Genomic DNA, 21,031 nt, shown 5'->3' on the forward strand with positions numbered 1-21,031 from the left:
GTTCCCACCGTCTGTGACCCAGGTCACCGATGGCTCCGTAATGCGAATATCCATTGCTTCAACGGGGTATGGTGGCATCCAACGACCGCTGGCCTCCGGGAGGACGAACCATGCAGAGTGCCCATCAGGTCGAGCGCTGGATCGAGCGCTTTCCGCTGGTCCGGAGCTTCAGCGCCAGCCATCTCCAGATCGCCCGCGGCACGGTACACTTCCCCGTGCTTGAGGCCGGCGCAATTGCCTACGAGCTTCAGGACGCCTGCGCGAACTACCTGATGTGCATCGACGGGCGGACCCGGGTGTTTCGGATGTCCGAGGGCGGGCGGGAGATGCTGATCTACAAGGTCAGCGCCGGCGGCACCTGCGTGCTCACCACCCAATGCTTGCTCTCGGGCGGGGGCTTCCCGGCGCAAAGCATCGCGGAAGCCAGGACCGAACTGGCAGCGCTTCCGTCAGATACTTTTCGCCAGTTGATGCGGGAGAGTGAAACGTTCCGAGGCTTCGTCCTTGATGACTACACGAGGCTTCTGTCCGGCATGTTCGATTTGGTCGAGGAGATCGCCTTCGCCCCCCTGGAGCAGCGCCTCGCCAGGCGGCTGCTGATCGAGGCCGATGCTGAAGGCATCGTCTGGAAGACGCACCAGCAACTCGCATCGGACGTCGGCAGCGTGCGGGAGGTCATCAGCCGCCTTCTTGGGGAATGGGCGGACATGGGGCTCGTCGAGATCCGCCGAGGCCAGGTGCAGTTGATCGACCGGGCGAGCTTGGCAGCGAGAAGACCGAACTGATCCTATTGGTCCAAGTCAGACACCTAGTACCCATTGCGAGGGGCGCTTCCGACCCTCTGTAATCCTTGACAGCAGCGGCGCAATTGAGCCGATGGGGGATTATGGAACCACGCCTCAGTCTCGTGACCTTAGGTGTCACCGATCTCGTTCGCGCCATGACCTTCTACGAAGGGCTGGGATGGCCCAGGAAGGTCATCGCAGCCAAAGGCGTCGCCTTCTTTCAACTCAACGGCATCGGCCTGTCGCTGTATCCCCGCGCCGACTTGGCCGCCGATGCCGGGGTTCCCTTGCAAGCCGCGCCGTCACAGGGCCTGACCCTGGCCTACAATACGCGAAACCGGGACGAGGTGGACACCGTGCTTGCCCGGGCGGAGGCGCTGGGGGGACGCGTCACGTGCCCTGCACAGGAAGCGGTTTGGGGCGGCTATCATGGTCATTTCGCCGATCCCGATGGCTTCCTGTGGGAGGTCGCATGGAACCCGGGATTCGATCTAGCGGCCGATGGCGGTCTAAGCCTGCCGGAATAGCGGCTCGGGTGTATCGCTGCCGATCCAGGCTCATTTCCCCAAGCCGCCCTCACGAGTGGGTACCAAGGGTCAGATTTTGTCCACTAAGTCCGCTTGAGAGCCACCGGTCGAACAGACGGAATGACCAAATCGAGTCGATAGGAGCCATCCGCCCTACATCTTTCGAAGGATCGAGGCCGTAATCATCCGGTGTTCGATCTCGCCGATATGGCCGGCGGTGCGGAGATCGGCGAGGCATTCAAGTTCGCGCACGGCAGCGGCCGGCGATAGGTTTGGCCTCACATGCCCACCCCCATCCCCGTGAGGGGCCGCCACGAGGGCGACCTGCCGCGTGTCGTTGACGAACAGGTTTAGCCCCGACTCTCCTCCCTGCGAGGCGCCGGGCGTATCCCACCGGTGCGCGGCGTGAAGCGCCTGTACCAGTGCCACGACCCAGCCGACGAGCGTCCCGCCGAACAGCCCATTGATCGCCAGGATGACCCAGAAGTTCGGGTGACGGCGGAGGAAGGCGATGAACGAAGGCAGGCCGTAGATCGCGATGCAAACGGTGACGACGACGAGGATCGAGGCAGTGTCGTCGTTCACACGCAACGCCGTTCGGGCGGGTGGGCCGGCTCGGCATCCGGCAGGCAGGGCTATCGATGTCGGAGGCTCAGTATTCCTGGGCCAGCATGATGGTGAGGATGCGCACCGTCACCGCTGGGTCGGCCGGGTCAGGCGAATGCCCGACCATGGCGCGGTCGTAGGTGTCGATCTTCCAAAAGCACCGCTGCCCGGCGAGATCGAAGGCGCCGAAATCGTGCTCACCATACGGGTCGTTGGCGATGCTGAAGGCCTCGAACGATTGCACCGCTGCCTCTGCTTCGCGCCGGCGCTCCTCGGGCAGAGTAGCGATCCCGCGCGACAGCATCACACGGCCGCCGGCAAAGCTCCGGCGGAAGGCATCGTTCAGGGCACGCACCCGGTCGGTGCGAGTGGTCGAGGCGGGATCCGCCTCGACGCTGTTAGGGGCAAGCTGCCTCATGCCCCTTGCTTCGCGCCCTGAACCGCGCCGGGCGGGAGCAAGCCAAGCTCGCTGCGGTGTCGGGTGATCAGCGGATCGTCGGGCCAGTCGCGCCATTGAAGCTCGAACGCGTCGTCGGCCTTGGTGTACATGATGATCGCCTCGAACCAGCCCTCCTGCGGACCGGCACAGGCGAGTACAAGGCAGCCGCGTTCGATCTCGGGCCAATCGGTCGGCGCCTTAAAGCGGCCGCCAGGGCCTCCGGCGCCCGCAGCGCCACTTGCCCCGCCCCCTGATGCCGGAGGGGCGCTGGCGCCCTTGCCCGACGCGCTGATGGGTACGGTGATGTCGGGCAGGCCCGCCGCCGCGACGAGGCGGTCGAACACCTCGGCTTTGACGAACGGCACGAAGGCTTTGCCGCTCTCGAATAGGCGTCCGTGCGGTAGGCCGGCGGCAAGGCTGTGATGGGTGTCGTTGCTGATCTCGAGCACATGCATACCCATCAGGCCAGCGGCGCGCTCGGCCTCGGCCTTGTCTCCGGCGGCAAAGCGCGAGGCATGGGGGCGGTGCCGTTCGTCGCGGCCGAACAGGATCAGGCCGGGCGGCACGGCAGTTGGTGTGCTCGTTGTGATGTTCAGGGTCATCAAAGGGCTCCAGAAACGACGAAGGCGGCCCGGAGGCCGCCTTTCGATGGGTATGAGGGGGAGGATGCACCCGCCCGCTGCAGCAGGGTTTCGGGTGGCGGTAAGGGTCGCGGCGGCAGGGTCATCGGGGGGCATCCGGTTAGCTGCGAAACAGCCCGCAGCGAACCTCACATTATAAGATTATCATCCTAATGTCAAGCTTAGGTTGATTTTAAGCTGAAGCATCTGCCTATGAGTTGTGCGGCCATGTCTTTTTGATAGTAGCTGAGCAGTGGCCGCGGCGAGCAAATCCTCGTCGTTCTGCTTCTGGGTCATGACTTGTCGGGTAATCCACTCGGTCGGATGAGGCCCGCAGCAATTGCCAGCCAAACGAGATGCGCGTCGTTGCGGGCACCCAGCTTCGCCTTGATGCCGTAATGGTAGTTCTGAATGGTTTTGGGGCTTAGGTTAAGCGCCTTGGCGATGGCCTCCGTGGCCATGCCGGACGCCACGAGTTGGAGCACCTCGACTTCACGGGGGCCGAGCTCGTCGAGCGGGGAGCGCTTGCCGCTTAGACGTTCCGCGGCAAGTTCCTGTGCGATGTCGGCGCTAACGGCCTGGCCGCCGCGTGCCACGATGGCAACTGATCTAACCAGTTCCTCGGGGACGCTGCTCTTGGTGACGTAACCCGAGGCTCCCGCTTCAAAGGCTTTCAAGGCGTAGGCCGCACCCTGATGCATGGTGAACACTAGGATGCGCGCGCGTTGGTCCCATTGCCTGATGTGACGTACCCCCTCGAGGCCGCTAGGCCCCGGCAGCGACAGGTCCATGATCACCAATGTCGGTTTCATGGCCTTATACGCCCGGTAGGCATCAGACGCCGTCTCCGCCTCTGCCACTACGCTGTATCCCGGTTGACGCTCCAGCAGACGACGATACCCTTCCCGAACGATAGGATGGTCATCGACTAGGAGGATGCCGATCTCGCTCACGCGGCAAGCCCCTCTAGCTTCATTTCGGGAGGGATCTTCCTATCGTTCGGTGGGCTAGAAGGATCGGCCTCCGACGGACATGGAATCGTCGCTTCGATCCGTACGCCGCCTTGGGCGGGGACAATGGCCAAAGTCCCGCCGAGCGCCCCGATTCGCTCACGAATGCCGAGCACGCCGTGGCCGCTGCCGGTCTCCACCAGCGCCGCGTCGCCACCGCCGTCATCCACGATGCCGAGCGTCACCATGTCCGGCGTGTGAACGAGGCTGACCTTCACCTGAGTCGGCTTTCCGTGACGAACTGCATTGGTGAGGCACTCCTGCACGATCCGGTAGATGCTGAGCGCAACCGGTGCGGTCAATGTCGAGAAGTCACCGGCGAAGCTCAGGCTGAAAGCGGCGGGCTTTGCGCTTCGTCCCTCCCATGTCGAGACGAGGCGGCGGAGGCTATGTTCCAAGCCGAACTCTTCGAGGTCGGGGGGCCGCAGGCGTGCCAGCGCCCCTTTCAGCGTACCCATCATATGACGGGTGATCCGGCTGATCGAGCGGGCGTCGTCACGCAGCTCCGAACGTTCGCCGGCCTCGGCTTCGATTGCGCTCGCCAGGGCTCCCGTGGCGGTCAGACATTGTCCGAACTCGTCGTGGAGCTCACGTGCGAGTGCACGGCGCTCTTCTTCCTGAACGGTAAAGAGGCGCCGGGTCAGCGCCGCCCGCTCGGCCGTAGTGTGCTGGAGACGCTCGCTCAGGGCGTTCACGGCACGCGCGATGCGGTCGAACTCTCCGGCTCGGAACGGGGGTAGGCGGGTGGAATGATCGCCCCTCTCCATCTTGCCGAGGCCACGGGTGATCACCCGCGCCGGCTGTAGTGCGATACCGATCACGAAGGTGGCCAGGATGGCGATACCGCCAGCCATGGCGGCGGCGGCGGCCAACAGCACCCGCACTTGTCGCCAGACCTGGCGCACGGCCGCGCCCCGGTCGGGCGTCGTGACCACGATCCCCGCTTCCTTGCGATTCAGGGTCACCGCGCGGCGGATCGGCGGAATCACTCCGAAAGCCTCGTGATACAATGTCTCGAACCAAGCCGGAGCGGGCCTACCCGCGGTCTCCAGGCCACTGCATTGCTGAAGCGTGGCCTCGCCCTCCCATGTCAGAGCGACGCAGTTCCCGGGACTGATGAATCGCAGGGTGTGCGAGCTGCGCCAATCCGGGAAGGCATATTTGGCGGAGCGACCAGCGCTGCCGCGCCAGGTCAGTTCCCGCCAGGCGAGTTCCTGCGCTTCCCGGACCACCCGGTCGGCCGAGGCCGTGGTCTCCTCACGGATGCCTTGGTGCACCTCGGCGACGACCCAGGCTGTGGCACAGGCCAGGCAAAGCAGCACTACGCCCAGGACGCGCAGGATCAATCCGATGAGCAGACCCATGCCGTCGTGTTCCCCGCATCCAGCGAGGGAGAGGGACGCAACTGCCGGATGCTGGCAAGTGGTCGAGGCTACGATCAGGCAAAATGCCCGACTGCCGACGGGGATCCTGCCCTACCAGGGGACCGGGCGGGCCAATAGCGTTTCCGTCGTCGGGCTGCTCCGCGAGATAGTCGAAGAAGGCAGCCGGCGACGGGAGGAATTCCATGAAACATGCTTGCCTTCTCGGCTTGGGCCTCGCGGTTGCGGGTGCCACCGCCGGGCTCGCCAATGACGACGTGCTCAAGCGCAGCCAAGACCCCAACCAGCAGGTGCTGCAGACGCTCGACTACGCCAACACCCGTTACTCGAAGCTCGACCAGATCAACGCCGGGAACGTGAAGAACCTGCAGGTCGCATGGAATTTCTCCACCGGCGTTCTGCGTGGCCACGAGGGTTCACCGCTCGTCATCGGTGACATGATGTTCGTCCACACTCCCTTCCCCAATATCGTCTATGCCCTCGACCTCAACAACGAGGGCAAGATCCTCTGGAAGTACGAGCCGAGGCAGGATTCGTCCGTGATCCCGGTCATGTGCTGCGACACGGTCTATCGCGGCCTGGCCTATGCGGATGGCGCCATCATCCTGCATCAGGCCGACACTACCCTGGTCTCGTTGGACGCCAAGTCCGGCAAGGTGAACTGGTCGGTCAAGAACGGGGATTCGAAGATCGGCGAGACCAACACCGCCACGGTGCTGCCGGTGAAGGACAAGATCATTGTCGGTATCTCCGGGGCCGAGTACGGCATTCGCGGCCACATCACTGCCTACGACGCCAAGACCGGCAACCGCGTCTGGCGCGGCTACAGCGTCGGATCAGATGACGACATGATCGTCGATCCGGCGAAGACGACCTCACTCGGTAAGCCGATTGGTAAGGACTCCTCCCTGAAGTCCTGGGAAGGCGATCAGTGGAAGACCGGCGGTGGTGCGACCTGGGGCTGGTATTCCTACGATCCGAAGCTCGACCTCGTCTACTACGGAACCGCCAACCCCTCGACTTGGAACCCGAAGCAGCGCCCGGGCGACAACAAATGGACCATGGCGATCTTCGCTCGCAATCCCGATACTGGCATGACCAAGTGGGTCTACCAAATGACCCCGCACGACGAATGGGACTACGACGGCATCAACGAGATGATCCTCACGGATCAGAAGATCGACGGCAAGGAGCGCCCTCTCCTGACCCACTTCGACCGCAATGGCTTCGCTTACACCTTGGACCGCGCCACGGGTGAGGTATTGGTGGCCGAGAAGTTCGATCCGGTGGTGAACTGGGCCTCGAAGATCGACCTGGACAAGGCGTCGCCTACCTATGGCCGCCCCCTCGTCCAGGCCAAGTTCTCCACCGACCAGAACGGTGAGGACACCAATACGAAGGGCGTTTGCCCAGCCGCCCTCGGCACCAAGGATCAGCAGCCTGCTGCATTCTCGCCGAAGACCCAGCTGTTTTACGTGCCTACCAACCATGTCTGCATGGACTATGAGCCGTTCCGCGTGAGCTACACGCCGGGTCAGCCCTATGTCGGTGCAACCGTTTCGATGTACCCGGCTCCCAACAGCCACGGCGGCATGGGCAACTTCATTGCCTGGGACAACCTGAAGGGCCAGATCAAGTGGTCAAACCAGGAGCAGTTCTCGGTATGGTCGGGTGCACTCGCCACCGCCGGTGACGTGGTGTTCTATGGGACCCTCGAAGGCTACCTGAAGGCCGTAGATGCGAAAACCGGCAAGGAACTCTACAAGTTCAAGACGGCCTCCGGCATCATCGGCAACGTGATGACCTACACCCACAAAGGCAAGCAGCACCTCGCCATCCTGTCGGGTGTCGGTGGCTGGGCCGGCATCGGCCTCGCGGCCGGTCTGACGGACCCGAATGCCGGGCTCGGCGCGGTGGGTGGCTACGCTGCCCTGTCGAGCTACACCAACCTCGGCGGTCAGCTGACGGTCTTCACGCTGCCGAACTGAGCGACCTCGACTCGATGCATCCGCTCTGTTGGGGCGGATGCAGGCACTGTTCTCCCGCGCACTGACCACTGTCGGGAGGAATGGCGTGTCGCCCTCACGCCAACGACGAAGAGGGCTATTTGCGACAGTAACTGATCCGAACCTCCGTGGGGCGTATGTCCTCCACTATGTTGTCTTACGGAAATGGATCGGCGGGCTTTCGGGCCCGCCATTTTTTTTGGCTGAAGCTAGACGCCCATACGCGAAACAGCTCGCTAACGTAGGCGCCGACAGCCTCACAGCGGGTACTATCCGACGGTCTCGACAGCGAGCGAAGCGAGGCGCTGATGGACGCTCTCAACTCCTGCAGCTTTCGCTGGAGGCGAGGGGGCAGTTCCTGGCACGGCAGGTATCGAAGCACAGCGAAATTAGTCTACGCGATTCGACATGCGGTCTCCGCGCTACACAACCAGGATTGCCGACGTCCTGGTCGTGGGGGCGGTATTTGCGCCGGTCTATTCGAACTGAAGTGCAGCAAGCGCAGTCGCAGAAACGATGTGGAATAAGCAGAATCCTACCGGTGAGTACATATTGAGAAGACTGGCACGGTACCTTAAGAAACCGGGGCAGAGAGCTCCCGATGGCGCCCCCTTCAACGCACGGAGCCACCACTTACTCCACCGACTTTTTTGCTCCTTGAGTCTGTGCGGCACCGTACGAACGGGTCGGCTCGGGAAATCCGCAGGGCGTGCCATCTACGACCTTCACATCGTCTTCCCACGGCAGGCGGTAACGACCGGCGGCGAGATCGTGCATGTAAGTGTAGGGGCAGTCTTGCGCGCCACCCTTCACCGCCGTGTATCCACGGTGGCCGAACTGATAGATGTTGTTTTCGACGCCCCAATGAAGGCGCGCCTCCCGCACCAGATCGGGCCGAACCTCCGCCGTGATGATTTCGTTGGCGCGCCCCGTGGTGCCGTGGGCGATGACCGCCCCGTCGAAATTGACGATCATGCCCTCGCCCATGGAATCGAACGAGCCGTCCGTTCCACACATGCAGACATTGGCCGTGACCATCAGATTGCAGAACGCGTTCGACTGATTGGTGAAGCGCCACGACTCGCGGATCGGCGCGGTATAGCCCGCCGTGCGAATCATGATCTCGGCGCCTTTGTAAGCGCATTCACGCGCCATCTCTGGAAACATGCCGTCATGGCAGATGATGAGCGCAATCTTCGCGCCGCGCGGTCCCTCGATCACCGGGATGCCGACGTCGCCGGGCTCCCAGGGCTCCACCGGCACCCACGGGTGCATCTTGCGATAGTAGAGCGCCACGACACCCTGATCGTCGATGATGAGGCCGGTGTTCCAGGGGTTTCCGCCCGGGTTCAGCTCCATGATCGAGAAGCAGCCCCAGATTTGGTTGTCGATGCAGGCCTGCTGGAAGGCTGCGACCTCCGGCCCATCCATCCGGCACAGGATGTCAGGGTTGGTGTCCATCGACAGCCCGTGCAGCGCGTATTCGGGAAAGACCACAAGGTCCATGGTCGCGAGGTTGCGCCGAGCCTTGGCGACCATGGCGACGATGCGCTCGGTTTGGGCCGTGAGGTCGGCTTTGGTGACGACAGTTGGTAATTGGAGTTGGACGAGGCCCAGCACCACGCCGTTGGGGGATTTGTTGAGTCCGCCGAGTCCATTCATGGGCGTTTCCCGTTATCTCGTTATCGGCACCGAGCCACCGCAACCGAGGGTTGATTTGTCAAGCCAGGTGTCCGGCCGATGCGAGCAAGGAGAATGCCGCTTGGGAACGTCGGTTGCTTCGCGTCGGCTTCCCAAAGCCCGGCCGACGATCTCACCCATATCGCCGCCATGCCCCTGAGAGCGTTACAGGCGGCCCAGGTCGGCCATCTCAGCCAAGGCGGGGCTACCTGCCGATGGGGGCTATAGAAGTATGTAGTCATGGTAAGTCGCTTGGCGTGGCGAAAGCCCTGACACACCAAAAACCCCGGGCGTGGCTATTAACGCCCGGGGTCCGTAGTGATTCTTAGAACGCCCGCTCCAAATCAGCAAAGCCGCCGGGCAGGTAGACGCTGATCGACCGCTTGCGGGAAGTATCAGGCCAAGTCACCTGACGCTGGGCCCACTGGATCGAGCGCCCAGTGGTCCGGTCCCGGCCGTGGTCCAAGAACCCCTCAGCGTCGAGCCATTCGAGAACCCGTTGCCTCCGCAATTCCGAGCGGAACCATTTGGTGAAAACCTCGGATCGAACGACGAACTCGAGCCCTTCATTCTTGATCTGACGAAAGCCATCCGCGTTGTGCATGAGTCGCAACTGCTTGCGAGTGCACGTCTCGGTATCCAAAACGCTGGCGCCGCTAAGCTTGGCCTTCAAGGCCTTCAGGTCGGCAATAAGCTCGGCTTGCGGATTGGGGATTTCCGCAAGCGCCGCCAAACATGCCCGCTTCAAAGCCGCACCGAGTCGTTTCATGTCCAGCGGAAGAACACCGGCAGCGATTGCTAAAAGGCCGCCCGCATAAAGTACACCAAACTTAGCCACAATATCACGCGCAACCGGCGACATCGCTGGTACCGCGACGGCAGACTCGAAGATCGGCACCGCGAAACGAACCATGTTCTTGACGAGTTCTGGGCGCCTGGCGAGCCATTCGGTATAGGTGCTGAAGGCACGACCGCGAAAGTTTGGCAGCCCTTCCCGCAAAAGCTGAAACTGCTTCTTCTCCCACGCAGCGAGATCAACCCCGGAAAGGGCCTTCGGTGCCAGATCGAAGATGGTGCGGGACCCGTTAAAGAGCACCGGCACGCCAATCAAGCGTGCCGTTTCTCCCTCATCCCGGGCTTCACCCTTGCGTGCTGCCCAGGCATCGGGCGAGAGCTCGGACGACATCAGAACCAGCACTTGAAACGTTGCCGCCGCCCCACCGTCACTGCCAGGCCAGCTAGGGTGGCGAATGATGTCCTGCCCGTTCATCAATCCATACGTCGTTTCACGAACTACCTCATAGACATCGCGCTTCGCGCCGCGAGCCGTCCCCACTTCGTTGATTGCGAGCGCGTGGTCGTTGAACGCAACGGCAACCGCGATGAGACCGGGGCCCGTGGCATTCAAACTGGGCAAATCCTCTTCCTGGCCATAGCCTAGGGCCGAAGCACCGGCGAGCTGCGCCGTGGACTTGCCCGACCGACTAGGGCCGTGGAGCACCAAGCCAAAGTTCGGGCGGTGCGCGATCTTCAGAAGCGGGGCTGCGAAGGCGGCGGCCAGAGCAACCATCATTGCCGTCGAGAAACGCGAGATCAGCATCAGCGAACGCCAGCCGTCGAGATCACCGCAATCCTGCATGTGTCCAGCGCTTCCAGCAAAAGCCCCGTTCGGCGGCACAATCGCCTCGGCATTGTCCCGCCCAGATACGACGGTACGGTGCGTCACGAACGTGGTGGCGTCCCGCCAGCCATTGCGAGCGGCTCGACGAACAATCGGGGCATCAGCCACGATGGCGGCGGCGATGATACCGTGACGCTCGCTGGTGGAAGGGAGTTGCGTGCCCTTGCCAAGCAAGTAGCGCGCGACCGCTGCAACACTTTGATCCTGACGAGGAACCGTTGCGTGGATGATAGCGCCCTCGATACCGGGGGCCTCATAGATATCGTACCAGACCTGTTCGCCCTCATCGAAGAGCTGCTTGATCTTGCGAATACCCGCGTTGGGCGTGGTGCTATCGGTAAACATGATAGATCCTCTTTCTCTGTTCTCAGACTGGTTCTCGATGGTGGTGGGTCAGCTCACGCACGGGGTGCACAGGCTGCACGGGCTTTTCGCTGACAGGGTGGGGTATGTGCCGGGCACGTCGTGGAAGTCGGCGCCTTGGCCAGGGCGGACGGGGGCTGCAGTTCCCCCTCCTGCCTAGTCGCCCCTAGGGCCCGTCTCTCGGCCAGTTGAAGCCACCCAGAGCCCGCTCGACGGCATCGTCATCGATTCCGCACCCGATGACCCGGCCAGCCAAGCCGAGCTGGTGCTCAACCATGGCCAGCTCATCGGCCTGAATCGCCCGCAATCCGCGACGCTTGGTGTTGGTGCTGGGACCGCCGCCGGCCTTCAGCCGGGACTGACTCAGTTCGGTCACCCGCCGGATGCGGTCGGGCTTGAGCGCGTAGCGCACGGCCTCACTACGGGCATCGATGGGATCGAACTTGACCGGTCGCTTCACCCAATCGGAGGGCGGGAAGGCAGCGCGAAAGGGGGCCTGCTGAGCCGGGGAGAACCAATCGGTCGCGACACCGTGCGGGTGCACGCACCAGTGAGGCGGGGGACCCTTGCCGGTCACATCCTCATTGAAAGAGATGTCGAGGCTGAAGATGCTGGGGGTGATGCCGCTGGCCACAGCGGCAGCCCCCACCGCAGCGAGGGCCGCCGGCAAACGGCCGCATCGAGCTCACTCGGCAAGACGCAGCCGAAACTGGGCACCACCGTGATCATGGTCATCCGGCCGCGCAGTGCGCGTGCGGGCTCGCGAACGAATCGGTCAGCTAGGTCCAGGGCAGCGAGCTGGAGCCGGCCGCCGCACTCGGTGCAGGCGCCACTCAGGCAGGGATCTGCTTCGGTGCAGGCAACGAGGGTAGCGGCCAGCCGGCGCTCAGCGCCGCTGCCGTGCTCCAGCCGCCCGATCAGGCGCCGCCGGTTCTGGCGCCGAGCCGTAAGGTAGTAGGGTTCAGGCATGCGGGATCCTTGGCAAAAGCTGCCCTGCCGGCCGGGAGGCCGGTTGCTTTGGTGGCGGGTGGTTTCGGGGTGGTGAGGTAGAGCTGCTGGCAGTTTCGTAACGCCAGCGTGCTCGTTGTTGCCTGTGCGGTGCAGCTTTACGCGGTGGTGGGGCGGACTACTCCGCCGCCACCTTGGTGGCCTCACCTACGAACAACCCGCCGGGCACGGAGCCGGCCGGGCCTGTCGTCGTGCGTCCGGGGACGGCTAAGCATGCGCGTCGCGACCGTGCGTCCGGTTCTTGATGCCCGTCTTGCTCGATCCCTGGGAGTAGATGGCGGCCTTTGCTCAAGCCGGAATCCCGCTGTCTCGTCCTGGCGTCCTCCAGTGAGTATGCGGACATAAAGCCCATGAAGACGCCGACGTGGTTCGCCCGCGATGACGACCGTCCGCCGCTCGCCTTCGCCGGCATCTGGCGCCCCTGGACGGACGTGCGCGGCATCAAGGCCGAGAACCCCAACCGCCACGAGGCCGAGCACCGGCTGTTCTCGTTCCTTATATGCGATGCGAATGGCATCGTTGGCCCAGGCCACCCGAAGGAGATGCCGGTTCTGCTAACGACGCCAGAGGAGCTGCGGACGTGGCCTGAGGCGCCAACCGAGATCGCCCTCGAGCTACAGCGCCCACCCCCGGGACGCCAAGATGAGGATAGTCGCGACCGGGGCGCGGAAGGACCCTGCAGAATCAGGATCGCATCGCGGCCGGCCTGGTGCTGGGACAGGCCGCCCGGGAAGCCGTCCTAACGGGCCGTGGCTTCAGCGTCGGCAACGAGGCGCCGGGTCGTGGGGGCACGCGGGGTCAGGGACGGCGTGGTCGTCAGCTCGGAAGCCGGACGAACCGATGCTGTGACGCGAGCCTGTTCACGGTAGAGGGTCGGCGTAAGGTTAACGCGATCCTCAGCCATTGCCGTACCGGTCAGGGTGATGGCGGCGAAAGCGGCAAGAACGATTTTATGGACGGTCATGGTACTAATCCCTCTGGTGTTTCGGGGCCTGCGCCCCGTCTGATGAGAGGGATATGCGCTGCAGTGCACCATCATTCAAACAGATTGGATCGATAGTCGATATTGATGAAATCGATGTACCTTCATGCCCTCTTCCTTGCCTTGTCACTGGCTCCCGCATTCGCAGCCGAGCCCATCACCGGCCGGGCCTCGGTGATCGACGGCGACACCCTCGATATCGGCAGTACCCGCATCGGCCTTCACGCCATCGACGCGACCGAAAGCGCCCAGCTCTGCGAAGATAAGGTGGGGAAGGCTTCCGATGCGGGCAGGCCGCTGCCCTCGCGCTGGCCAACCGGATCAACTCTGAACCTGTCTCCTGCGATCCTAGGGATACCGATAAGTGCGGACGCACCGCCGCGGTCTTCCGAAAGGGGGCCGAGGATCTGAACCGCTGGCTGGTCGCGAAGGGCCATGCAATGGCCTATCGCCGGTACTCGGAGGACTACGTTGGATCTGAGGACACCGCGAAGGCGGGAAAGCTCGGGACATGGGGAGGAGCCTTCACGGCACCAGGAGATTGGCGCAAGGGCAAGCGGGCCATGACAATGGGGTTCGCGGCAGCGGGCGGTCCAGTTTGTCCGATACCCTCGCCGATGCCTCCGCAAGCGGCCCCCAAGGCCGGCGGCTGCGCGATCAAGGGGAACATTAGCCGAAAGGGCGAGAAGGTCTTCCACGTTCCCGGATCGCGCGACTATGACCGGACCCGGATCAGCGAGAAGGACGGCGAGCGCATGTTCTGCTCTGAAGACGAAGCGAAAGCGGCTGGGTGGCGGGAGCCGCGGTAATACCAAAAGCACTGATTGAGGCCGGCATAGATCCGGAGAAGATTTCAGCCATAATGGATGAGATACGCCAGAAAATGTTTGCGGCGACTAATCGCCGTTTCTGAGAAGTTTTATGACTGAGTAGGTTACCGCCTCCCTTGGCCTCATCTCCGAAGGCCCGCTGTTTCCGATCCCCTGCTCCTGCTCGTCCTGGCGTCCGAGAGCGCCGAGGTCGTGCTGGGTATTCGTGTGCGCCTCCTGCAAAATACCTTCGCCCTACGAAGTTACGGGGAACGGTTTTACGGTCTCCACCGTACCTAGGCGGCTGAAGGTCAGGCCCAGACAACGAGACCTTCGCGTACTTCGAATGCCCCCGCACTGAGGTGTGAGTGCGTCGTGGGTAACCCATGGCCGACGCGCGAGCGGCTTCGCCGATCATACGTGGGAAAGCGGTTGCAAGGGCTCGGTGAACGGGGGGGCGTCTCACCCTCCCGCGTCACCTCCTAGGAGGCATATTTGAGAACCATAGGCGCGATCATCCTGTCCCTCACCTTGCTCCTGGCACAAGACGCCATGGCGCAAACCCTGTCGCAGGATCAGGCCGTGGAGAGTATCGATGACGTAAGGCCGGGGCCGCCTCCGCCGCTCCCGGACCTGTCGGATCCGAACTCTCGCACCGGAGAGGCACTCGCCGAGCCAGATGCGCGCTCCGGCATCCCGAAGGTCCTGCGAGGATCGGCCAGCAAAGCCGGTGGACCCGCCAACGAACTCAACCCGAGCGGGACTCGCGAGGATGAGACTCCCGCGAAGGGCGATCTTGCTAACGTCATCGCGGGTAAGGATCTGTTCCATGGCAATTATTGCGGCTCGGGCCAGCGTGGCGCGGATCTTCCGCCGACTGACGCCCTAGATGCCGCCTGTCAGCGCCATGACGCATGCTACGATATGGCCGGACATCGCTCGTGCGCTTGTGACAAGAAGCTGAGGCGCGAGGCGACTGCGGTTTCGGAAAGACCAGACGTCACGCTAGAAATACGTCGCCGAGCCTTGAGCGTTGTCGGGGCTGCGGATGCCATGAGCTGCCAGGCTCCCTGAGGGTAAGCTCCATTAGGGGAGGTCCAGCTGTCACATCCTGGTCTGGCATATCGACGTGATCGTCTGTTGCCGGAACACGGCACCCTGCATCACCAAGCTGAGGGTCGTGCGGAAGGCCTCGATCATCCCGCCGGTACGGGCGACCAGGTTAAGCCGGTTCGGCTGGGCTGCGCATCAGACCCCGGAGGGCTCTGAACGGAAGCATCAACATCGTCACACAGGCGCCCAGCGCCAGCACAACGAAGACCGACAGGATTGCCGTCAGGATTTTGATCATAGGCGTGCTCACTCCGGCGTACAGCGGCATAGGCTCCGCAGTGCGTTGTAGATACGATCGACCCAAAGGTCGGCGAGAGTGTGTGCAGTTCTACGTTCCCGTTAGGATTGATCGCTGCTCGCCATACCGTTTTCTCGGATGTCGCTACTAAATGACTTCAGCCGCCTCTACGGTCCGCTCTGCATCTCAAAACCTGACATCACAGGGCACACAGGCCATATGTTCGAGATGGTTAATTCAACGCTAACCCGCGTCGGCGACGCCCACGGCCTGCTCAATCCCTGGGAGGCCCGCCATTTCCGACGCTCTTCTTTTGCTCACCCTAGCGACCGAGAACGCCGAGCTACGCGCCCAGCTCGCGGAGGTTCAGGAGCAGTGCGTCGAGCTGGCAGTGGATGCGGGCGAGCTTCACGCCGAGGTGGAACGGCTACAGTGGCGGCTTGCCGTAGCCGAGCGCGACCGCGACAGGTGGCAGGCGCGGGCCGCGCCCTGCTGAGCCGTTTGGGAAAGGCCGGCTGTCCGACCTACGCTACTTGGGTTGAGCGGCACACGTGATCTGCGCAAGCAGCAGGATGGGGAAGTCGCGCATCTGATGCTGAGAGATATATGAGCAACACCGAGCAGTTGGTTCTTCCAAAGTATAATTAGACAATTTTATCGCGCTTGACGGTTATAAAAAATTAGGGAGTGCTCCCGGCTCGGCATGCGAGAGGCCGAAACGATGTGCTTAGGTTGATTGTAAGGAATCATACGGTGGATCAGATCGAAAAGATCATGCGTGATCTCACCAGGGATTTCGAAGTCGAGCGGCAGGCATCCGATACGAAGCAGATTTCTGCGCCTTCACTGGCCGGCATTCTGCGGGTCATTGGCTCGACGGACAGGCAAACCACTGACTCCCCCCCTAATCATCACGCCACCCCACAGGATTGGTCGGACCTGATTGATAGGGTCAGGGACGCTGCGCATCGGGTAAGGGAGGCTGAAGCCGAAACTCAGGAGCAGGAGATCCGCGTTCGTGAGCTTCTAGACCGGGTTCGTGAGGATATGACGGCCGCGCATGAGCGCATCAGAGCAGCCGAGAGCCATGCCAAGGATATTCAAACCCGGTCCGATGCGTTGCTGAAAGCCGCCGATGCGCGCGTTAGAGAAGCGGAAGAGCGGGCTCGCACAGCAGAAGCGTGGCTGTCGAAGATCTCAATGACGATCGCCGAGGAATTCTCTTCCAAAGACGAAAAGCGCCTCACGGCCTAAATTTTATTCGCGTGAGGAACGGATGGCTTTCCTCAGAAGCTGCCAATTAGCATATCCGGTGCATCGGTTCCAGCTTCAGGAACTGTCCGATTGGGACGCAGTAAGTCGGTGACCATGATCCGGAGGTTCGAAAGTTCGAGCCTCCCATGCTCATTGTCGCGGGTTCGTTCGTTGGTATCGGGACCTAGTTCCCATCTTCCTCCGCCATCACTGCCTCGACGGCAGCAATCGCATTCTCCAACTCGGCGACGCGCTTCAGCACACTATCGGCTGGCATAGTGTCGTGATCCGCTGCGGCGACGATCAGAACGTGCTGATGGGCCTTCAGACGGTCAAGGAGAGCGACAAGCTTGGACATGACGCTGGCCGTATCCTGCCCCGGCAATCACGGCAACAATTTCCACCAGATCGTTGAATTATTGCTCCTCCTCAAGGGTGCGGTCGCGTCTCCGTCTGATTCACACGCTCGCGTCGGCCATCGGCCCGCTTGATCCAAACCTCAGTAGCGTCGAGGGCGAGCTCTGGCGCATGGGCGTAATCCCACCTCCAGCTCGGGTCTGCGGTTGGCCCCATCTCAGATCGACACCCTCTCGAAGGACCAGGCGCAGGCGGAATTCCCCCTCATGCTTGCGAACCAATAGGACCCTGAGGGTTTCCGAAGAAGCGATCCAAGCTTCCGAAGCCCCCAGATCCGTGAAAAGGCAGGGTGCATAGTCATCCGTCATGATCTCGCGCCAGGGCGGGAGTTCGTGCGTCATCGATGGCCTATTGCTTCTCATTCCAGGTCGGCACGGCTGGCTTCGAAGAGCGTTTATATCACCTATCTATTTCTCTATCCGATAATAATGCTATTGAGAACGCCTCGAAACATTGCTCTATGGGGGTTCCACGGCTCCTCTTGAGAACAACGATATGACAGATCAGACTCCCGAACTGCCGACCAGCCATATCGAGCTTACGGCTGACATCGTCGCCGCCTACGTCTCCAACAACTCGGTTCCGGTAGGATCATTGGCCGACTTGCTGAGCAGCGTGCACGCCGCCATCAGCGGCCTTACCAGCGGTGGATCTAGCGCGCCGGAGGTGGACAAGATCGAGAAGGCGACGCCGGCACAGATCAAGAAGTCGATCACGCCAGACCACCTCATCAGCTTCGAGGATGGCAAGCCCTACAAGACGCTGCGCCGGCATCTAACGCTCCGCGGGCTGAGCCCTGAGGCTTACCGTGCGAAGCATGGCCTACACGCCGACTATCCCATGACCTCCGCAAGCTATTCGGCGCAGCGCTCGGAGCTTGCTCGGTCCCTTGGCCTTGGGCAGCAGCGCAAGGGTGCAGCCAACGCGAAGATAGCCGCTCCTGAAAAGGCCGTCGTTGAAGAGGCCGCTCCGGCCCCTGAGAAGCCCAAGAAGGCCGGGCGGCCACGCAAGGCTGCTGTCGCTGCCTGACGAGCCTTGAAGGGCGCCGGGCGCATGCTAGGCCCTACCCGCGGTTGGACAGAGGAAAGCGGGAGAAGGTCGAACTGCATCGAGAATAGCAGCTACCCGAAAAGCTAACGGCCACGGACACCGAGCCAAGGTGCGCGTACATCCGGCGTCACCCTGTCCCGGCATCGTGGCCGTCTCCGATCAAGCGACGTGGGTCGCGATCGACCTAGCCCTCATGTGGGGATCATATGGTTAACGATCAATGAGCATGCCTAATCCGCTACTCCGTAGCTTCGGCCTTTGCGTCGCCCTCGGCAAGGATGCTTTGTAGATCGCCTTTGAGCGCGTCGAACTGCTCGGCGGTCGCCACGATCTTGAAGTTGGTCCCGTTCTCGGCTTCCACCGCGAGCTTGATGTGGTCGCCAACCTTCGCCGCGAAAGCGGGTTTCAGGGTGTAGCTAGTGACATTGTCATTCGCTGCCACGAGGGTCGCCTTGTTCGGCAGCAGCCAACGCCAAGAACGGCGCGAGGGGGATGCGACAGAACCTCTCGCTAGCATCCATGAGAGGGCCTGCTGTTGGTGTGCACGAGGCTACGCCCCTATTTGGGTCGCCCAGTATCCGAATTGGCTGCGGCAATGGGCCGGACAACGAATGCGATGCTCTACGTCAACGATTTGAGGGTCATCTGAACGGTCGCTGCCATGGTGCATTCGGCTCCCTCGACATCCCGCAACCCGGCCCAGACCTTCCAATCCTCCCAAGCCTCACGCATCTTGAATGCCGCTTCGTCGGCAGAGCCAGCGTTTCCGCCTCGCCGGAACGGTGCCACACCAATATCGAGGTGCATCGCCCATGCCCACTGCTGGTCCGCCACAGGTTCGGCTTGAATACAATCGATCCTTCCGACGATCAGGGCCGCGCTGGTGACAATGTATGTCTCACGCGGCTCCTCCAGCATCAAATTGAAAGCTAGCTTTGCCATGGACTGTCACTGTGCGAGAGTTCGATCTGATCCGTGAGGCAACTCGGCGGAGGCTCGCCGGGTGGTCGGGCTCGTCAATCGCCGCCTTCGCCACCCGCTTGTGCTGGATCAATACGCCGGGGCTTCACTGCCCGAGCCTTGCGTGGCTCCTTCTTCGCAGCGCGCCCAGACGGATCGAACGGCACGACGCTACCGCCGCATCCGATACAAACGGACTTCGATAGACGGTCGGTGCGGGCGTCGCGGTCCTTGTCCTTCTTTGCCTGGCTGGCCGAATTCTCCACTTGCTCTTGGTGCATGGCCTCCATCCGCTTCTCCCGATCAGCGTCTGACACGCTTGATGACGGTTGGGACGAAGCGGTGCCAGTGGGCAGCCACAAGCATCCCACGGCAAAGGCCAGGATCGCAGAGCGCTTTAGCAGGGTCGTTCCGCACGGCATGGAGTCTTCCTTCCTCGCCTACCCCTACACCTCAATTAGAAATGCACCGAATGATGCGTTGGCAGCGAGCCGCCTTTCCCCAGGTCGGCCAAGATTGCTGAGGAAAAGGCATGTGACAACGTGTCGACCGGAATTTCAAGCTTCGAAAATTTGTCATTTGATTAGTTTTTTTGATCGGTGGTTCGTACGTCCTGTTGTAAAATCAGTCTTATAGAGCAAATGCACCAAGGGGAGCGTGCTACCTCAGCAGCGAAAGCCCCGAATAGCTTAACGTAGCGGAGTAGACAGGACGACTATCCATATCTGTCACAAAGACGACAATCGACATGCGATCTCCATCTGCGGGGATTTCCTCGTATCCGATCGCGGGCAGGAGCTTCTGTGCTGCCCTACGCACCTCCGCCATCGTCTCCAAAATCACCCCCGTATCATCACGCTGGGCTTTGCCGTCGATGTGGAGATCAAAGAAGTAGCGGGGCATAGGCTCTCCCTGTTCGGTTTGCTAGGCCAACCGCGCATCTCCAGCTAGGGTTTCTGTCTGGGTTCATACAGAACTGCTTAGACCAGAAAGGGCCAAATTATGAGAAGTTCCTAATCTTGCCACAATTTGACATATGTGGCTGCGACCGTATTGGGTCGTTGATATCGTTTCTAATCAGCTAGCGAATCAGGCGGCGACTGCTGAGATTAGAATGCTCCCGCCATAGAAGGAGCAAAGCCGTGTCGGGCTCAGCTCAACTCCATCTTAGCGGTTTAGGTGATCGGCAATCGGCGGTTTACCGTGCCATCGTGGTAGCCAAGAGCGGGACGGTCGTGAACGCGATGCGGCTCGCAGCCGACAATGAGGAGCGCGCCGTTCAGCAAGCTAAAGCGATGGTGGGCGATGAGACCGTCGAGCTTTGGGACGGCTTGCGCTTTATCGAGAGATTTTCGCCGGTTGATTGAGGCTGGCGCTAGTCGAAGTTCGGCCTTAGATCCGGCATTTTGCGGAGGATTTCCTTCGTTTCGCTCAGAAGGGCACGGCTTCGGGCGATCTCGGCTTTCATCTCCTGCACCAGTCGAACCGAATGGCGGACGCGCTCGGGATCTGACAGAGGGATATACCTACTGCTCAGGTTAATAATTTGCGCCATTAACTTCCCATAGCAGATTAAGAGCGAGGGCATATCGTGCCGATCGCTGGATTGCTGGGGGAAAAGCTCAAGGCTGAATTGCTGCATTGGCCTTTGATGCCCTGCATTTACTTGTGTTGGGTCTGCAAAGATTATCCGTGGCCCAAACAGAAACAGCAGCACCTGAGATGCCGGCGAGCCTTCAGTTTTTAAACTGACCCACTACCCCATCTCGCCTATTCTCACGCCGCCATCGGGACGTTGAGCACGTCCATAAATCCAAGGGTCATCACGTGCCGGCCGGCGCCATCGTGAACGTCGACGACCCAATCCGACCAGTCGAGATTGCGCCCGGTCAGCTCCATCACCCGCCAAGCCGCGCGCTCCGCGTGGTGCCAGAGCAGGCCGGTGTTCGGCAGCTTCACACCCGTCTCGTCGATGATCGCGGTGTGTCCGTCGGTGCAGTGAAATCGATATGTCTGGCGCGCCATCCACAGCTCTCCACAGGCTCGAATAGGCCGCATACGGCTAAGATTGACCTGGAACCGCCAGCCTGTTTGTTCTCTT

The 21,031-nt window shown here is 61.8% G+C and carries 23 protein-coding genes and 1 pseudogene; 9 read left to right on the forward strand and 15 right to left on the reverse strand.

Annotated features, from left to right (window positions below; translation table 11 throughout):
• The first annotated feature begins 71 nt into the window (after positions 1-71).
• Together IPV08_RS14285 and IPV08_RS14290 are read left to right on the forward strand one after the other, a co-directional pair.
• Positions 72-785: a Crp/Fnr family transcriptional regulator gene (locus IPV08_RS14285; RefSeq protein WP_348646125.1), complete on the forward strand. Its 714-nt coding sequence runs from the start codon at positions 72-74 to the stop codon at positions 783-785.
• Positions 786-886: 101 nt separating this feature from the next.
• Positions 887-1,312 carry a VOC family protein gene (locus tag IPV08_RS14290; RefSeq protein WP_207412334.1) on the forward strand — a complete coding sequence of 142 codons (426 nt, stop codon included), beginning with the start codon at positions 887-889 and terminating at the stop codon, positions 1,310-1,312.
• A gap of 153 nt (positions 1,313-1,465) precedes the next feature.
• Here IPV08_RS14290 and IPV08_RS14295 read toward each other — a convergent pair whose 3' ends face one another.
• The 5 genes from IPV08_RS14295 to IPV08_RS14315 form a co-directional block, all read right to left on the reverse strand.
• Positions 1,466-1,897, reverse strand: a complete 432-nt coding sequence (locus IPV08_RS14295; protein ID WP_207412335.1) for a superinfection immunity protein — start codon at positions 1,895-1,897, stop codon at positions 1,466-1,468.
• Positions 1,898-1,964: 67 nt separating this feature from the next.
• The gene (locus IPV08_RS14300) at positions 1,965-2,336 is read right to left on the reverse strand and encodes a DUF3768 domain-containing protein (RefSeq protein WP_207412336.1); all 372 of its coding nucleotides are present in this window, start codon (positions 2,334-2,336) and stop codon (positions 1,965-1,967) included.
• Positions 2,333-2,959: a hypothetical protein gene (locus IPV08_RS14305; protein WP_207412337.1), complete on the reverse strand. Its 627-nt coding sequence runs from the start codon at positions 2,957-2,959 to the stop codon at positions 2,333-2,335. Before IPV08_RS14305 ends, IPV08_RS14300 begins: the two co-directional genes overlap by 4 nt.
• A gap of 311 nt (positions 2,960-3,270) precedes the next feature.
• Positions 3,271-3,930: a response regulator gene (locus IPV08_RS14310; protein ID WP_207412338.1), complete on the reverse strand. Its 660-nt coding sequence runs from the start codon at positions 3,928-3,930 to the stop codon at positions 3,271-3,273.
• The gene (locus tag IPV08_RS14315) at positions 3,927-5,351 is read right to left on the reverse strand and encodes a histidine kinase (protein ID WP_207412339.1); all 1,425 of its coding nucleotides are present in this window, start codon (positions 5,349-5,351) and stop codon (positions 3,927-3,929) included. Before IPV08_RS14315 ends, IPV08_RS14310 begins: the two co-directional genes overlap by 4 nt.
• Before the next feature lie 203 nt (positions 5,352-5,554).
• On the opposite strand from IPV08_RS14315, the gene IPV08_RS14320 reads away from it, so the two are divergent.
• On the forward strand, positions 5,555-7,357 hold the full coding sequence (locus IPV08_RS14320; RefSeq protein ID WP_207412340.1) for a methanol/ethanol family PQQ-dependent dehydrogenase: 1,803 nt from the start codon (positions 5,555-5,557) through the stop codon (positions 7,355-7,357).
• Positions 7,358-8,008: 651 nt separating this feature from the next.
• On the opposite strand, the gene IPV08_RS14330 is transcribed toward IPV08_RS14320, so the two are convergent.
• The 3 genes from IPV08_RS14330 to IPV08_RS14340 all read right to left on the reverse strand — a co-directional run bounded on the left by IPV08_RS14330 (position 8,009) and on the right by IPV08_RS14340 (position 11,769).
• On the reverse strand, positions 8,009-9,037 hold the full coding sequence (locus IPV08_RS14330) for a formamidase (RefSeq protein WP_207412341.1): 1,029 nt from the start codon (positions 9,035-9,037) through the stop codon (positions 8,009-8,011).
• A 343-nt stretch (positions 9,038-9,380) separates the two neighbouring features.
• On the reverse strand, positions 9,381-11,081 hold the full coding sequence (locus IPV08_RS14335) for a DUF927 domain-containing protein (protein ID WP_207412342.1): 1,701 nt from the start codon (positions 11,079-11,081) through the stop codon (positions 9,381-9,383).
• Between the two features lie 184 nt (positions 11,082-11,265).
• Positions 11,266-11,769 carry a hypothetical protein gene (locus tag IPV08_RS14340; RefSeq protein WP_207412343.1) on the reverse strand — a complete coding sequence of 168 codons (504 nt, stop codon included), beginning with the start codon at positions 11,767-11,769 and terminating at the stop codon, positions 11,266-11,268.
• Positions 11,770-12,382: 613 nt separating this feature from the next.
• Here IPV08_RS14340 and IPV08_RS14345 point away from each other — a divergent pair.
• Positions 12,383-12,791: pseudogene (locus IPV08_RS14345) on the forward strand (SOS response-associated peptidase family protein); the annotation flags it as partial.
• 55 nt (positions 12,792-12,846) lie between these two features.
• On the opposite strand, the gene IPV08_RS14350 reads toward IPV08_RS14345, so the two are convergent.
• The gene (locus IPV08_RS14350; protein ID WP_207412344.1) at positions 12,847-13,071 is read right to left on the reverse strand and encodes a hypothetical protein; all 225 of its coding nucleotides are present in this window, start codon (positions 13,069-13,071) and stop codon (positions 12,847-12,849) included.
• A gap of 338 nt (positions 13,072-13,409) precedes the next feature.
• Here IPV08_RS14350 and IPV08_RS14355 point away from each other — a divergent pair, with 338 nt between their 5' ends.
• From IPV08_RS14355 to IPV08_RS14365, 3 genes are all read left to right on the forward strand, one after another.
• Positions 13,410-13,898: a thermonuclease family protein gene (locus IPV08_RS14355; RefSeq protein WP_348646127.1), complete on the forward strand. Its 489-nt coding sequence runs from the start codon at positions 13,410-13,412 to the stop codon at positions 13,896-13,898.
• A 552-nt stretch (positions 13,899-14,450) separates the two neighbouring features.
• Positions 14,451-14,972, forward strand: a complete 522-nt coding sequence (locus IPV08_RS14360) for a phospholipase A2 family protein (RefSeq protein WP_082490349.1) — start codon at positions 14,451-14,453, stop codon at positions 14,970-14,972.
• 1,030 nt (positions 14,973-16,002) lie between these two features.
• Positions 16,003-16,503 (forward strand): hypothetical protein, encoded by a 501-nt coding sequence (locus IPV08_RS14365; RefSeq protein ID WP_207412345.1) that lies wholly within the window; start codon positions 16,003-16,005, stop codon positions 16,501-16,503.
• Between the two features lie 184 nt (positions 16,504-16,687).
• Here the strand turns inward: IPV08_RS14365 and IPV08_RS14370 are convergent, their stop codons facing one another.
• A complete protein-coding gene (locus IPV08_RS14370; protein ID WP_200930133.1) occupies positions 16,688-16,861 on the reverse strand; it encodes a hypothetical protein in 174 nt (57 codons plus the stop codon).
• Positions 16,862-17,415: 554 nt separating this feature from the next.
• Between IPV08_RS14370 and IPV08_RS14375 the strand changes: the two genes are divergently transcribed.
• Positions 17,416-17,949 (forward strand): MucR family transcriptional regulator, encoded by a 534-nt coding sequence (locus IPV08_RS14375; RefSeq protein WP_056434705.1) that lies wholly within the window; start codon positions 17,416-17,418, stop codon positions 17,947-17,949.
• A gap of 259 nt (positions 17,950-18,208) precedes the next feature.
• Here IPV08_RS14375 and IPV08_RS14380 read toward each other — a convergent pair whose 3' ends face one another.
• The 4 genes from IPV08_RS14380 to IPV08_RS14395 form a co-directional block, all read right to left on the reverse strand.
• Positions 18,209-18,412, reverse strand: coding sequence for a hypothetical protein (locus IPV08_RS14380; protein WP_207412346.1), 204 nt, complete (start codon positions 18,410-18,412; stop codon positions 18,209-18,211).
• Positions 18,413-18,591: 179 nt separating this feature from the next.
• Positions 18,592-18,912: a hypothetical protein gene (locus IPV08_RS14385; protein WP_056434701.1), complete on the reverse strand. Its 321-nt coding sequence runs from the start codon at positions 18,910-18,912 to the stop codon at positions 18,592-18,594.
• Between the two features lie 74 nt (positions 18,913-18,986).
• Positions 18,987-19,220, reverse strand: coding sequence for a hypothetical protein (locus IPV08_RS14390; RefSeq protein ID WP_207412347.1), 234 nt, complete (start codon positions 19,218-19,220; stop codon positions 18,987-18,989).
• 370 nt (positions 19,221-19,590) lie between these two features.
• On the reverse strand, positions 19,591-19,833 hold the full coding sequence (locus tag IPV08_RS14395; protein WP_056434697.1) for a hypothetical protein: 243 nt from the start codon (positions 19,831-19,833) through the stop codon (positions 19,591-19,593).
• A gap of 239 nt (positions 19,834-20,072) precedes the next feature.
• Between IPV08_RS14395 and IPV08_RS14400 the strand changes: the two genes are divergently transcribed.
• Entirely contained in the window at positions 20,073-20,297 is a 225-nt protein-coding gene (locus IPV08_RS14400; protein ID WP_156467947.1) for a hypothetical protein, read from the forward strand.
• 409 nt (positions 20,298-20,706) lie between these two features.
• On the opposite strand, the gene IPV08_RS14405 is transcribed toward IPV08_RS14400, so the two are convergent.
• Entirely contained in the window at positions 20,707-20,955 is a 249-nt protein-coding gene (locus IPV08_RS14405) for a hypothetical protein (RefSeq protein ID WP_056434693.1), read from the reverse strand.
• Positions 20,956-21,031: the final 76 nt, after the last annotated feature.

Origin of the sequence: Methylobacterium sp. SD274 (assembly GCF_017355285.1) — a bacterium.
GTDB lineage: Bacteria > Pseudomonadota > Alphaproteobacteria > Rhizobiales > Beijerinckiaceae > Methylobacterium.